General features: G+C 46.0%; 13 protein-coding genes, 1 tRNA gene and 1 pseudogene. 5 read left to right on the top strand and 10 right to left on the bottom strand.

Annotation, left to right across the window (positions count from 1 at the left end; translation table 11 throughout):
• Nucleotides 1–49: 49 nt before the first annotated feature.
• From HMPREF9007_RS02540 to HMPREF9007_RS02530, 3 genes are all read right to left on the bottom strand, one after another.
• Nucleotides 50–1,597, bottom strand: coding sequence for an N-acetylmuramoyl-L-alanine amidase-like domain-containing protein (locus HMPREF9007_RS02540; RefSeq protein WP_032850743.1), 1,548 nt, complete (start codon nt 1,595–1,597; stop codon nt 50–52).
• Nucleotide 1,598: 1 nt separating this feature from the next.
• Nucleotides 1,599–3,587, bottom strand: coding sequence for an oligopeptide transporter, OPT family (locus tag HMPREF9007_RS02535; RefSeq protein ID WP_008763503.1), 1,989 nt, complete (start codon nt 3,585–3,587; stop codon nt 1,599–1,601).
• 95 nt (nt 3,588–3,682) lie between these two features.
• Nucleotides 3,683–4,078, bottom strand: coding sequence for a DUF1573 domain-containing protein (locus tag HMPREF9007_RS02530; RefSeq protein ID WP_008763504.1), 396 nt, complete (start codon nt 4,076–4,078; stop codon nt 3,683–3,685).
• 358 nt (nt 4,079–4,436) lie between these two features.
• On the opposite strand from HMPREF9007_RS02530, the gene HMPREF9007_RS27320 reads away from it, so the two are divergent.
• Complete coding sequence (locus HMPREF9007_RS27320; RefSeq protein WP_016267712.1) at nt 4,437–4,577, top strand: hypothetical protein; 141 nt, start codon at nt 4,437–4,439, stop codon at nt 4,575–4,577.
• A gap of 196 nt (nt 4,578–4,773) precedes the next feature.
• Here the strand turns inward: HMPREF9007_RS27320 and HMPREF9007_RS02525 are convergent, their stop codons facing one another.
• From HMPREF9007_RS02525 to HMPREF9007_RS02515, 3 genes and pseudogenes are all read right to left on the bottom strand, one after another.
• A complete protein-coding gene (locus tag HMPREF9007_RS02525) occupies nt 4,774–5,373 on the bottom strand; it encodes a DUF4923 family protein (RefSeq protein ID WP_008763505.1) in 600 nt (199 codons plus the stop codon).
• Between the two features lie 6 nt (nt 5,374–5,379).
• Nucleotides 5,380–5,987 (bottom strand): annotated as a pseudogene (gene yihA / locus HMPREF9007_RS02520) (ribosome biogenesis GTP-binding protein YihA/YsxC).
• A 123-nt stretch (nt 5,988–6,110) separates the two neighbouring features.
• On the bottom strand, nt 6,111–7,565 hold the full coding sequence (locus tag HMPREF9007_RS02515) for a sodium:solute symporter (protein WP_008763507.1): 1,455 nt from the start codon (nt 7,563–7,565) through the stop codon (nt 6,111–6,113).
• Between the two features lie 88 nt (nt 7,566–7,653).
• On the opposite strand from HMPREF9007_RS02515, the gene recR reads away from it, so the two are divergent.
• From recR to HMPREF9007_RS02500, 3 genes are read left to right on the top strand one after another with little or no spacing between them, the layout of a single operon-like run.
• Nucleotides 7,654–8,271, top strand: a complete 618-nt coding sequence (gene recR / locus HMPREF9007_RS02510; RefSeq protein ID WP_008763508.1) for a recombination mediator RecR — start codon at nt 7,654–7,656, stop codon at nt 8,269–8,271.
• Nucleotides 8,272–8,307: 36 nt separating this feature from the next.
• The gene (locus HMPREF9007_RS02505) at nt 8,308–8,757 is read left to right on the top strand and encodes a hypothetical protein (protein WP_008763509.1); all 450 of its coding nucleotides are present in this window, start codon (nt 8,308–8,310) and stop codon (nt 8,755–8,757) included.
• Nucleotides 8,758–8,763: 6 nt separating this feature from the next.
• Nucleotides 8,764–9,303 carry a GNAT family N-acetyltransferase gene (locus HMPREF9007_RS02500; RefSeq protein ID WP_008763510.1) on the top strand — a complete coding sequence of 180 codons (540 nt, stop codon included), beginning with the start codon at nt 8,764–8,766 and terminating at the stop codon, nt 9,301–9,303.
• Here HMPREF9007_RS02500 and HMPREF9007_RS02495 read toward each other — a convergent pair.
• Both HMPREF9007_RS02495 and HMPREF9007_RS02490 read right to left on the bottom strand, forming a co-directional pair.
• A complete protein-coding gene (locus HMPREF9007_RS02495) occupies nt 9,300–9,890 on the bottom strand; it encodes a YqgE/AlgH family protein (protein ID WP_008763511.1) in 591 nt (196 codons plus the stop codon). The two genes, HMPREF9007_RS02500 and HMPREF9007_RS02495, sit on opposite strands and share 4 nt — an antisense overlap.
• A 149-nt stretch (nt 9,891–10,039) precedes the next feature.
• Complete coding sequence (locus HMPREF9007_RS02490; protein ID WP_008763512.1) at nt 10,040–11,356, bottom strand: pyridoxal phosphate-dependent aminotransferase; 1,317 nt, start codon at nt 11,354–11,356, stop codon at nt 10,040–10,042.
• Nucleotides 11,357–11,513: 157 nt separating this feature from the next.
• On the opposite strand from HMPREF9007_RS02490, the gene HMPREF9007_RS02485 reads away from it, so the two are divergent.
• A tRNA-Asp gene (locus HMPREF9007_RS02485) sits at nt 11,514–11,587 on the top strand.
• Nucleotides 11,588–11,723: 136 nt separating this feature from the next.
• Here HMPREF9007_RS02485 and HMPREF9007_RS02480 read toward each other — a convergent pair.
• Together HMPREF9007_RS02480 and HMPREF9007_RS27885 are read right to left on the bottom strand one after the other, a co-directional pair.
• Nucleotides 11,724–12,503, bottom strand: coding sequence for a LytTR family DNA-binding domain-containing protein (locus tag HMPREF9007_RS02480; protein WP_008763513.1), 780 nt, complete (start codon nt 12,501–12,503; stop codon nt 11,724–11,726).
• Nucleotides 12,496–12,696, bottom strand: a complete 201-nt coding sequence (locus HMPREF9007_RS27885; protein WP_277754714.1) for a hypothetical protein — start codon at nt 12,694–12,696, stop codon at nt 12,496–12,498. The genes HMPREF9007_RS02480 and HMPREF9007_RS27885 overlap by 8 nt, the downstream gene beginning before the upstream one ends.
• Nucleotides 12,697–12,754: the final 58 nt, after the last annotated feature.

The following is a 12,754-nucleotide window of genomic DNA, read 5'->3' on the forward strand; positions in this document are numbered from 1 at the left end:
AGACACGACGCGAGAAGTAAATGTTTTACTCGTTTCATAATCATTTGTTTTAAGGGTGAGACATCCGGACGACACGTATGCCGCTCCATGATTTATTATTGCGAAGCATTTGGCTGAGAGGCTCTTCGCTGACAACAACCTTGCCAAGCGTAGAAGAGGCGTGAAGCAAATGCAACTTTCCGTTTATATATTCGGCTATCCCTACATGAGCTACATCCAGTCCCGGAAGATTCGTGGTGATGGCGATGATATCACCGTCCATGATCCACGGAAGTCCTGCGTCGGGGAGTTTTCCTTTAGGTAGCCAGTGTACCTTTTTCCCGGACAATGCCTTTTCATGCTCGGCCATCCGTTTCACGTTCTCCGGCGAATCCGCCAGTTGCCTGTACTTTTGGGGATGGGTGGACATATAAGAGAGAGACAGTTTGGTGGTCTGCGTACTGTTTTGTGCAGTAACGTCTTCCAGAAATCCTTGGCGGACACCGTTCTCAATCCAGTCGGAGGTATAGTGCAACCGCGAAGTGTATCCGTCGATCACACCGTCCCGATAACGTATCTTTTGCAGATTATCGGCAAAAGAAGACCCCATCGCCTGAGCCAGCGTATATTCGACGAAAGTAAGGCAATCTACCGTTTGGGGCAGGATGACTAACTTTTCTTCCGTTCCCTGATCCAGTGTGTTGGCTACATACTTTGTTCCAAGGTACGTCTTTCCGATTCTCAACATCAATGCTGTCTCCTTCGGAAATACGACACCCTCACGCAACCACTTTTCGAGTTCCTGTGTCCATTGTTGCTTATACTTGAAGTTGTCCCGGAATCCCCAGCCATGTCCGCCGGTAGGGTAGACATGAAGCGATGCGGGAACATTGTTTTTCTGTAAAGCGAGATAATAGTTCACTCCGTTGGAAGGAGGCACGGCACCGTCATCAGAAGACAGGACGATAAAGGCTTGCGGAGTATCGGATGTCACTTGCAGTTCGTTGGAGAAGAGTACCTTTTGTTCTGCGGTCGGATTTCCGCCCAGAAGCTCTTTTCTCGAACCGCCATGAGTACTTTGCGTCATGGTGACCACCGGATAAAGCAGAATCTGAAAGTCGGGACGCGATGCTGCACTGTAATGGGTGGCAAGGGTAGAGGCGAGATGTCCTCCGGCGGATGCTCCCATGATTCCTATTTTGCGGGGATGGATATTCCATTCTCCGGCATGCTCGCGTACGATGCGAATCGCTCTTTCCGCATCCGATAAGGGGACTTCGCAATGACCGTTCGGCATCCGGTACTTTAATACAACGTAAGTGATGCCCTGTCCGCAGAACCAAGGTGCCATGTCATGCCCTTCATGATCCATGGCGAGGCGGCTGTAGCCACCTCCGGGACACATGATGACAGCCATTCCGTTCGGCTGCGGTGCACGATAAACGGTTATGGTGGGGTCGGTGACATTGCTGAGTCTATGGGGTGACACTTCCTTTTCCCCGCCGGTCAGCCCGTTGGAGTTGGGAGCACCGTCGGGCCACAAAGGTAGCTCGACGGGCTGTTGTGCAAATGTCATTGCAGTCATAAGTGATACTATAACAGATAACAGTTTCCTCATCTTATTTTACTTTCATGGAAGCCTTGATAAAGTAGAGGATCAATAAAGCGTAAGCTCCTAATGCTAACACTTCCGACCAGGTATTGTTCAGCCAGGCTTCGTTGACCAGATTGATACCGCCGAAACGCATTGCCGCGCTCACTACTCCCATCAATGCGCCTCCGGCAATGAAACCGGATGCCAGCAACGTACCTTTTTCACCTCTTTCCGTATTGAGTGCCGTATCCTTGCTGCGGCTTGTTACATACCAGTTGACGGCACCACCTACTACCAGCGGCACATTCAGCTCCAACGGAATAAACATACCCAGCGCAAAGGCCAGTGCGGGAATCTTGAAGAATGTCAGCACGATAGCAAGGATTGCACCGATGCCATACAGCAGCCAGGGGGCGCCTACGCCGCTCATCAGCGGTTCGATAACGGCAGCCATCGCATTGGCCTGTGGTGCAGCCAGTGCGCCGCTGGTGAAGCCGTATGTCTTGTTCAATATAATCATTACACCGCCTACCGTAGCAGCAGAAACGATGGTTCCCAAGAATTTCCATGTTTCCTGTTTGGCAGGCGTACTACCCAGCCAGTAACCGATCTTCAAGTCGGTGATGAAACCGCCCGCCATAGACAGTGCCGTACATACTACGCCACCCATCACAAGTGCGGCCACCATGCCCGAAGGACCTTTCAGTCCGACAGCTACCATCACTACGGAAGCCAGAATCAGTGTCATCAATGTCATTCCCGATACCGGATTGGTGCCTACAATGGCAATCGCATTGGCAGCTACCGTTGTGAACAGGAAGGAAATGCCTGCTACCAGCGCAATCGCTACCAGCGTATGGACGATATTTCCCTGCATGATATCGAAGTAGAAGAACAGCACGATCAGAATCAGCGTAAGGATAGAGCCGATAGCGATGATTTTCATCGAAAGATCACGCTGTGTACGCACGATATTCTTTTCTACATTGCCTTTACCGCCCATTTCTTTGGCAGCCAGTCCGACGGCACTCTTGATGATTCCCCACGAACGGATAATACCGATGACACCTGCCATGGCAATACCGCCGATACCGATGCTCTTGGCGTAATACTTGAAGATTTCTTCGGGGCTCATCATGCCTACCGTAGAAGTGATTTCGGGGTTCCATGCGTTCAGCACGCTGTCTCCCCAGATGGCGGACATTCCCGGAATGATGATCCACCATACTGCCAGTGATCCGGCACAGATGATGGAAGCATATTTCAGTCCGACGATATAGCCCAGACCGAGTACGGCAGCTCCCGTATTTACTTTGAATACCAGTTTCGCTTTCTCAGCCAGCATTTCTCCGGCTCCGCATACGCGGGTGGTGAAGTTCTCGTTCCACCAGCCGAAAGTGGCCACGATGAAGTCATACAATCCACCGATCATTCCCGCCATCAACAGCGGTTTGGCCTGGCTGCCGCTCTTTTCTCCGGACACCAGCACCTGTGTGGTAGCGGTTGCTTCGGGGAAAGGATATTTGCCGTGCATATCGCTGACGAAATATTTGCGGAAAGGAATCAGAAACAGGATACCCAGTACGCCACCCAGCAGCGAGCTGATAAATACCTGCATAAAGCTGACTGTCATCTCAGGATATTTGACTTGAAGGATATAAAGGGCGGGGAGGGTAAAGATGGCTCCGGCAACGATTACACCGGAACACGCTCCGATAGACTGGATAATTACATTTTCTCCTAACGCATTTTTTCTTTTGGCTGCACCGGAGACTCCTACGGCAATGATGGCTATCGGAATAGCGGCTTCGAATACTTGTCCCACTTTCAGCCCCAGATAGGCGGCGGCTGCCGAGAAAAGGATGGCCATGGCGATACCCCATGTTACTGACCAGAAGTTTACTTCCGGATAATTTTTGGAAGGACTCATCAGGGGATTGTACACTTCTCCTGCTTTTAACTCTCTGAACGCGTTCTCGGGTAGTCCGGTGAATTTGTCTTCTTCTTGTTTCATATTATATTTTTAGTAGTTTATGCTTAATGGACTTCAAAGTAAACAAAAAAAAAGGAGAATCGAAAGATTCTCCTTTACGTTATGTCTATTTTTTCTTACTTCTCGTCTTTCGGGGTCATATCGCCTTCGATATAGAGGCGTACCATTTCGGTTTTTGCGTTGGTACGCAGGGTAATCGACTTTTTGAAGTGTCCCGGATATTTACCTGTTCCGTTGTAAGTTACTTTGATTGTACCTTTCTTTCCCGGCTGGATCGGTTCTTTGGTATATTCGGGCACTGTGCATCCGCAAGACGCTACCGCCTGATGAATAACTAAAGGAGCGTCACCGATATTAGTGAAAGTGAATACGCAGCTTACTACCGGACTGTTTTCAGAGAATTTTCCAAAGTCGTGTGTTGTTTTGTCAAACTTGATATCAGCGTTAGTCTGGGCAAAAGCGAAACTTACTCCTACCACTAACAAGGTCATTAAAAAAAGTATCTTTTTCATTTTTCCTTCTTTTTATTGATTACAAACGCCAAAGGTAACGCTTTTCCCTGAAACTATCCCGTCGGCAGAGTTAATTTTATCGAAAAAGGGAATAAAATAACTTCTGTTTATCATCGTCCTTGGACTTGGCAATCCTGACCACCGAAGTGAGGAATACTGAGCGCCGAGCTGAATGAGAGTAAGCAGCGAGGCGAAAAACGCTGAGCACCGAGACGAGCAGAAGTGAGCACCGAGGTGAATACTGCCGATCTCTGTTCGCTAAATTAATTCATTTCAACACGCTAATGAATACTCATATTTTTTGTTTATCGCATAAAAAATTACTATATTTGGAACAAACCCATAAAATCCAGCTATTATGAAAACAAAACTTGATTTCTATCATATGACTCCCTTTTATGAGTTGAATTACTTTATAGCATTTATTGTTAAGTTGTACAAACGCATTCAACAACGTAAAGAACAGAAAGAACATCGAATCAAAGATGAACTGGTCTGATTCATTTCTGTTCTGAAAGTGAATCGGCAGCGGCGAAATTCTTTCTTCTCTTTCTTAGTAATTCTATTTCTTTAGAATAGAATTATATACTCTACTCTTCTCTACTGGTTAAGGTTCGGTTTCCCTTTCGGTTAGGATTCGGTTTTCGAGCCCTGCCAGAAGGCGTTTCAGAGCTTTTGGTTTTGCAAATAAAACACTATTTCTTCAACCCGAATCCCAGCATCATCCCGTCGTAGTTTTCAGCCAGTGAGCTGACAGTTTTCAGTGCTGTGCTGTTTGTCTTGCTGCCGAGGAATGTCATTAATTTAAGCAGCTTGTCGGAGTTGAACAATAAATCCATAGAGTTGGAAGTGCAGTTCACTTTCGCGTGCAGGTTCAGTAGTTTCAAGTACTTTAAGTCTACCTGCTTGGTGGAAGCATTGTACGAATAAGTGCCGTTCAGTTTCTTTTTTCCGACGGTGCTGGTGAAAGTACTGTCGGCGTTGAACGTGAAGCTCATTTGTCCTTCTTTGATGCCCACTTTACTCAATTGCTCGTTCAATTTGTTTTCTGCCATCGTGGCGGCTGCGGCTCCTCCTGCTTTCATCAGCAGATTGTCCGATTCAAATTCTACTGCCGAACCGCTGTAAGTCCATGTGCCTGTCATGTCTATCGTTTCGGGTGTCCCGGTGATGGCATTTACTACTTTGGAGATGTTGTCTTTGTTGAGCAGATCCTTTAATGATTGTGCCTGACTGTTGCTTGCAAAGAGTGAGAATAATGCAACCCATGCAATAAATAAAATGTTCTTTTTCATTTTCGTTTACTTATTTTTATAGACTTCTTTACTGATGTTTTCTATGTAGTCGAGGATTTCCGTGCGTCCTGTGCGGTTTTCCGAAGAAGATACGAAATACGGGGGAAGTTCTTCCCATTCCTTGCTCAGTTCACGCAGGTAGTTGTTGATATTCATTTTCAGACGTCCGCCTTTCAGTTTGTCTGCTTTGGTGAAGATGATGGAGAAAGGGATGCCGTTTTCGCCCAGCCATTCCATAAATTCCAAGTCTATTTTCTGCGGTTCCAGGCGACTGTCTATCAATACAAACAGGTTGGTCATCTGTTCCCGTTCGAGGATGTAGTCTTCGATGATGGTACGTATCTGGTCTTTTCCTTTTGTCCGCGTCTGGCGTAGCCGTATCCGGGAAGATCGACCAGGTACCAGCTTTGGTTGATCAGGAAGTGGTTGATAAGCATTGTCTTTCCCGGTGTGGCGGAGGTCATCGCCAGTCCTTTGCGGGCAGTCAGCATATTGATAAGGCTCGACTTTCCTACATTCGACCGCCCGATGAAGGCGTATTCGGGAAATACTCCTGTCGGACATTTCTTCACGTCCGTGTTGCTAATCACAAATTCTGCACTCGTTATTTCCATTTTATTGTCATTTATTTCTTTGTTTTTCTACTTCTAATAAACTCTCTTATCGTTTATAATAAACTATGGTCACGTTTATAATAAACTCCACTACTTTTTATTATAAACTCCGGACGCCTGTTTTCAAGGCGTTTCCACCGTTTTCTCTTTTCCGGACAGCAGCATGAGCCCCGCAAAGGTAAGGCTTCCGTTCAACATTAGCAATTCATAGCCAAATTTATATCCGGTTTCTTTGTTTATCCACCAGTCCAGAGCGTAGCAGAGCACCGGAGAGGCGATGGCGATGAGCGGGACCAGCCGGTCCTTAGTCCGGCGCCGGGTGAACAGTCCGAAGGCGAACATGCCCAGCAAAGGCCCGTATGTGTAGGAGGCGATGATGTAGATCGCGTCAATCACGCTTTTGTTGTTCAGCATCTCCACCAGGCAGATAAAGAAAGCCAGCAGGATGGAGAGGGACAGGTGTACTTTCTTTCTTTTGCGACGGGCTGTTTCTTCCGTGTCTTTGTCCGTGTTCAGCAGGTCTATACATACGCTGGTGGTCATGGCGGTCAGCGCGGAGTCTGAGTTGCTGAAAGCTGCGGCGATGATGCCGATGGTGAAAAGAACCAGTACCGACTGTCCCAGATATCCTTGTGTGGCAAACATGGGAAGGATATCGTCATTCATGGCCGGTAGTTCCAGTTGCATTTGTCCCGCTAATGCGATCAGCAGAATGCCCAGGCACAGGAACAGGAAATTCAGCGGGATGAATGAGAATCCGTAGCAGTACATATTCTTTTGGGCTTCGTGCAGATTGCGGCAGGAGAGGTTCTTCTGCATCATGTCCTGATCGAGTCCGGTCATGACGATGACGATAAAGATGCCGCTGAAGAACTGTTTGAAGAAGTTCTGACGGGACATCCAGTCGTCGAATACGAAGATGCGGCTGTGTTCGCTGTGGCGGATGGTCTGTACGATGCCGTCGAAGCCCACATCCAGCTTCTGTATGGTGAAGTAGATGATGAATAGCAGGGCTGCGATCAGACAGAATGTTTGCAGGGTGTCCGTCCATACGATTGTCTTGATGCCGCTTTTGTGGGTATATATCCACACGAGGGCCACGGAGCCGACGGCAATCACCCAGAAAGGGATGTGCATATCCTGAAATACGTGCGTATGCAGGATCAGACAGACGAGATACAGTTTGGCTGCCGTTCCCAGCATACGGGAGAGCAGGAAGAAGAAAGAGCCGGTGCGGTAGGCATTCACGCCGATGCGTGTACCGAGGTATCCGTAGATACTTGTCAGATTCAGCCTGTAGTAAAGAGGCAGCAATATGTGTGCTACGATCATATAGCCGAAGAAGAATCCGAATACGGTCTGCATATACGTCATGTCCATTCCGCGAACCATGCCCGGTACGGATACGAAAGTCACGCCGGAAATTGTAGCGCCAATCATGCCGAAGGAGACTATATACCAGGGTGATTTGTTTTCTCCTTTAAAGAACGCTGCATTTGATCCGCCTTTATGTCCGGTAATGTGGGCTATTAACAACAAGCCCGCAAAATAGCATATAATAATGACTAATATCATCATATCGGCTGCAAAGGTAATACTTTCTTTGTATTAAAAACAATAATCCGTATCTTTGCGCCCGAAACAGATAGAATTTCATTCGTAATCTATGAACCAACAATATCCTTCCGTACTGCTCGAAAAGGCAGTAGGCGAATTTTCCAAACTTCCGGGTATCGGGCGCAAGACGGCAATGCGGCTTGTATTACATCTGCTCCGGCAGGACACGGCTACTGTGGAGGCATTCGGCAACTCCATCATTACGCTGAAGCGTGAAGTAAAGTACTGTAAAGTATGTCATAATATATCTGATACCGAGACTTGTCAGATTTGTGCCAATCCGCAGCGTGACGCCTCTACTGTCTGTGTGGTAGAGAATATCCGTGACGTGATGGCGGTAGAAGCCACCCAGCAGTATCGGGGACTTTACCACGTACTGGGCGGAGTGATCTCGCCAATGGACGGGGTAGGACCGAGCGACCTGCAAATAGAAAGTCTCGTACAGCGGGTATCCGAAGGAGGAATCAAGGAAGTCATCCTCGCTTTGAGCACCACGATGGAAGGAGATACCACCAACTTCTACATCTACCGTAAACTGGAGAAGATGGGGGTCAAACTCAGCGTAATAGCACGGGGCATCTCCGTTGGTGATGAACTGGAGTATGCCGATGAGATCACTCTGGGACGCAGTATTGTCAACCGGACTCTTTTTACCGGAACCGTATAATCTAACTTTATTATTTGAACGAATATCGTAACTAACATGGAAGAACAGATAAAACGCGCAGTGAGAAATTTGAATATCAGTTATGTTTTCTTTTGGGTGCTTCCCGCCTTTTTGCTTGGGGCAGGGGAGTTCGACCTTCTTCCTGTGGGAGCTTTGGTCGATAACCCACAGGCCACCTATTATATGGAGACGGCAGGCATCTTGCTGACCGCCTTGTGTGTGCCGCTTGCTTTGAAACTGTTCAGTCTGGTACTGAAAAAGAAGATAGACCTCCTGACGATTCCTCTTGCGTTGAAGCGTTATGTGCAGTGGAGCATGGTACGCCTCGGATTGCTCGAAGTGGCTATCGTCCTCAACGTATTATGCTATTATCTGACTCTTAGCAACACCGGAAATCTCTGTATGCTGATCGGGCTGACCGCTTCCCTTTTTTGTCTGCCCAGTGAGAAAAGACTTCGTAACGAACTCCATATTAATAAAGAATAAGCCGGTATGAAACAGTCTTTTTTAAGTAATGACCGCATCTATCTTCGTGCGGTAGAGCCGGAAGATATGGATGTGATGTATGAGATGGAGAATGACCCTTCCATGTGGGATATCAGTAATTTTACCGTTCCTTATTCCCGCTACGTGCTCCGGCAATATATAGAGGGTTCCCAGTGTGATGTGTTTGCCGACAAGCAGTTGCGCCTGATGATAATGAGTAAGTCCGATCATCGGATATTGGGGACGATTGATATCACGGATTTTGTTCCTCTCCACTCTCGTGGTGAGGTCGGCATAGCCGTTCATAAAGACTATCGCCGGCAAGGTTACGCATCGGACGCTTTGCAGTTGCTGTGCGAGTATGCTTTCGATTTCTTGTCGCTGACTCAACTTTATGCCCATGTGGCTACGGACAATGAAGTCTGTATGAAACTGTTTACTTCCTGCGGTTTCGTCCAATGCGGACTGTTGAAGGATTGGTTACAGGTCGGTGGATGTTACAAAGATGCTGCTATCTTCCAGTATCTGAATCCGAAGAGACATTAATTGAAAGTCGGCACTTGCGGAAAGCGTGACCAGGTTTCATACTTGCTGCCTAGTTTCTCCAAGGCTTGTTTCCACATATCCTTGGTGTCTCCGTTCATCAGATAGGCATTCTCTTCTTTGGAGACGAGCCATGTGTTCTCTTTGAGTTCGGTGCTCAGTTGTTCGCTTTCCCAGCCGGAGTATCCCAGGAAGAAGCGGATGTAGCGGTCTACTTTGTTTCCTTGCAGTATGTATTTCTTTATCTCATCAAAGTCACCGTTCAGATACAGTCCTTTGCTGATAGGTATGGCACCCGGAATGTCTGCCAGTGTATGAAGGTAGAACAGGGTATCTGTAGCGATAGGTCCGCCTTTGTATAAAGGTATATTTTCGATATACTTGAATTCTTTGATAATGTCGTTGACAAATATCGGCAGTTGTTTGTTGATAATCAGCCCCATGCTGCCTTCTTCGGTATGGTCGATCAACAGAACTACAGATCTGCCGAATGTGGCATCACGAAGGAAAGGTTCGGAGATGAGAATCTTTCCTCGTGATGGCAATACATTATTCGATTGAATTTTAAATATGTCAGAGTCTATATTCATGCCATCAGATTGATATTCGTGCCACTAATATAAGAAAAGAAATGGAATAATAGCCATACTTTCCCATTTTTTTTGTTTTAAGAGCAGCTTTTATGAATATCCGCATCTGACATGAACATCAGTTCCGGTATAAATACGCTATTCGGCTGTCAGGCAATCGGGTGATGTTCGGCAAACAGCTTCATTCTTTCGTCGAGCTGTGCGTACTGGTGGTCTTTAATAAAAGAGGTACACGCGCGTAATCCTTCCTGGTGGCTTCCGGTGGTGACCAGTGAAATGGCGCTCACTCCATAGTACATCAGTTCTTTGGCAAGTTCGCCGCTTGTCATTCCCGGATAGCCGATGGTGAAGTAAAATCCGTCGGCAATCGGATCGCCCAAGTCATTGTCATATACCAGATAGAATCCGTGACGGAGGAAAATCTCTTTTAACTTCTGCGCTCTGTCACCATATACCTTCACTTCGCTGAGGAAGTTGTATTGACCTTCATTGGCAGCTTTCAGCATGGCAGCCATCGCATACTGTGCGGAGTGGCTTGTGCCGGAAGACAGTGCATAGAGTACGCGGTGGATGAAGACCGTGCCGAATGTTCCCCCGCCATAACGCTTCGTCAGTCCGGGATAGCTGCGGTGATACAACTTATCGGAAATGCAGCTCACGCCGATACGTTGTCCGGCATAGCTGAAGGCTTTGGAACCGGAAATCAGCAACACATAATTATCTGTGTAGTGAGCTACCGAAGGCTGGAACGGAGCTTGATAAGGAGTGCTCAGATCCTGACGGAAATCCATTGCAAAGTATGCCAGGTCTTCCAGTACGATTACGTCATATTGGGTGGCAAGTTCGCCGATGATGCGCAACTCTTCGTCTTTCAGGCAAATCCAGCTCGGGTTATTGGGGTTTGAGTAGATAATAGCCGATATATTTCCTTTTCTCAGATAGCTTTCCAGCTTTTCTTTCAGCTTGTCACCGCGGTAGTCGTAGACATCAAATGTCTCATATTTTTGTCCCATCACTACCAACTGCTGTTTCTGTACGGGAAATCCCGGATCGATAAACAGGATCGTGTCTTTCTTTTCATCGCACTGGCTGCAAGTAAGGAACGAAGCGAATGTTCCCTGCATAGAGCCGGTAACGGGTACGCATCCCTCCGGGCTTAAATCTACATTGATGAATGCTTTGATAAAGTCGGACGCTTCTTTTTTGAGTTCCGGCAATCCGTTGATATCGGGATACAGGCTGGCAATTCCGTTTTGCAGCGCTTCGATTTCCGCTTTTACTCCTACGGCAGAGGCCGGAAGTCCCGGAACACCCATTTCCATCTTGATAAATTCAACGCCTGATACTGCTTCCGCCTTTGAAGCTATCGCTTTCACTTCACGGATAGTAGCCTTCGAAAAGTCGACAATTTGAAACTCATTAATCGTTTCGTCAATCACATTTCGTTCGATTGGTGTATTTTTCATTCTATTTTCTATTTATAGTAATGCTTGCAAATGTACATGATAATTCTTAATAAACACACTTTTTCAGAAAAAAGATACTCTTGCTATTGTAGGTTTCAAAAAAATGTCTACCTTTGCATCCGCAATCGAGAGAGATGCGAATTAAAAAGGAAATTTTGGTGCGTTAGTTCAGTTGGTTAGAATACATGCCTGTCACGCATGGGGTCACGGGTTCGAGTCCCGTACGCACCGCTTCTTTTGATTTTTATAATTAGAAAAGCTCTGGTTCTTAACGGGATCGGAGCTTTTCTTATTAATCTTACTGAGTGAAAAAGCAATTGATTGGGAATATGAATATTGAGACATGCAGAATTAACTCTGCTGAAATTTAATAATTTAGCCAAAGTTTTAAAGGAGCTATTTTGTCACGGCTGACAATTATCTTATCTTTAAAAGGCGGCTTTACATGTAAGATTGCTTTTCCCAGAAAATATGACTCAACCTTTACGATGGCATTGATGCTAACTACTGTTTGCCGATTGCTTCGGAAAAAAACATCTGGATCGAGTTGTTCCATAAGCTTGTCCAAAGAAAGGTCAATGATAAATTCTCTATTTTGCTTGGTTACGGCAAAGGTTACTTTATTTTCTGAATAAAAATAAGCAATGTCTTCCACTTGTAAGGTAAAAAGTTTGTCATCGCCTGAGATTAGGAAACGGGTACGGTATTTCTTTCCCGGTTGGGTGATGTTTTGTAAAATTTCCATTAAGTCAATTGGCTTTTGCCCCTGATTCAGGTATTTGGTAGTCAGATGTTCGAACTTTACAATTGCTTCTTCCAGTCGGATGTTATCAATCGGCTTAAGTAAATAATCGATACTGTTGACTGTAAATGCCCGAATGGCATATTCATCATACGCAGTGGTGAAAATGATAGTACTTTCTGGTTGTGCCTGTTCGATGAATGTGAATGAAATGCCGTCTGTCAATTGTATGTCGAGAAAAACAAGATCCGGATGGGGATTTTCCGCAAACCATTCTACACTCTTCTTTACACTACCGGGTAATACTGTAATTTGCCATTCGGGGCGTAACTCATTTAATGTATTGTTTAACCGACGGGCGGCCGGAATTTCGTCTTCAATAATGACTGCTGTAATTTTATTCATTCAGTACTGGGATTTTAACGGTAAAATAATTCGTATTGTTTTCTATGGTAATATCCTGATTGCATATCAGGAGGTAACGGGCTGAAAGATTCTTTAATCCCATGCCGGTGCTGACCACATTGGGCTTTATCCTGATTTTGTTGGTTACCAATATTTTTCCATTCTCAGAATCATAATCGATCAAAATATTCATTGGCATATCCATATTAATTATATTATGCTTAATGACATTTTCTGCCAATAGCTGCAGG

The organism is Bacteroides sp. 1_1_14, from assembly GCF_000162515.1.
GTDB lineage: Bacteria > Bacteroidota > Bacteroidia > Bacteroidales > Bacteroidaceae > Bacteroides > Bacteroides thetaiotaomicron.

Bases quoted from the DNA above. Each gene is read 5' to 3' on its own strand.
- HMPREF9007_RS02540 (WP_032850743.1), bottom strand. From the start codon at position 1,597: ATGAGGAAACTGTTATCTGTTATAGTATCACTTATGACTGCAATGACA.
- HMPREF9007_RS02535 (WP_008763503.1), bottom strand. From the start codon at position 3,587: ATGAAACAAGAAGAAGACAAATTCACCGGACTACCCGAGAACGCGTTC.
- HMPREF9007_RS02530 (WP_008763504.1), bottom strand. From the start codon at position 4,078: ATGAAAAAGATACTTTTTTTAATGACCTTGTTAGTGGTAGGAGTAAGT.
- HMPREF9007_RS27320 (WP_016267712.1), top strand. From the start codon at position 4,437: ATGAAAACAAAACTTGATTTCTATCATATGACTCCCTTTTATGAGTTG.
- HMPREF9007_RS02525 (WP_008763505.1), bottom strand. From the start codon at position 5,373: ATGAAAAAGAACATTTTATTTATTGCATGGGTTGCATTATTCTCACTC.
- HMPREF9007_RS02515 (WP_008763507.1), bottom strand. From the start codon at position 7,565: ATGATGATATTAGTCATTATTATATGCTATTTTGCGGGCTTGTTGTTA.
- recR (WP_008763508.1), top strand. From the start codon at position 7,654: ATGAACCAACAATATCCTTCCGTACTGCTCGAAAAGGCAGTAGGCGAA.
- HMPREF9007_RS02505 (WP_008763509.1), top strand. From the start codon at position 8,308: ATGGAAGAACAGATAAAACGCGCAGTGAGAAATTTGAATATCAGTTAT.
- HMPREF9007_RS02500 (WP_008763510.1), top strand. From the start codon at position 8,764: ATGAAACAGTCTTTTTTAAGTAATGACCGCATCTATCTTCGTGCGGTA.
- HMPREF9007_RS02495 (WP_008763511.1), bottom strand. From the start codon at position 9,890: ATGAATATAGACTCTGACATATTTAAAATTCAATCGAATAATGTATTG.
- HMPREF9007_RS02490 (WP_008763512.1), bottom strand. From the start codon at position 11,356: ATGAAAAATACACCAATCGAACGAAATGTGATTGACGAAACGATTAAT.
- HMPREF9007_RS02480 (WP_008763513.1), bottom strand. From the start codon at position 12,503: ATGAATAAAATTACAGCAGTCATTATTGAAGACGAAATTCCGGCCGCC.
- HMPREF9007_RS27885 (WP_277754714.1), bottom strand. From the start codon at position 12,696: ATGAATATTTTGATCGATTATGATTCTGAGAATGGAAAAATATTGGTA.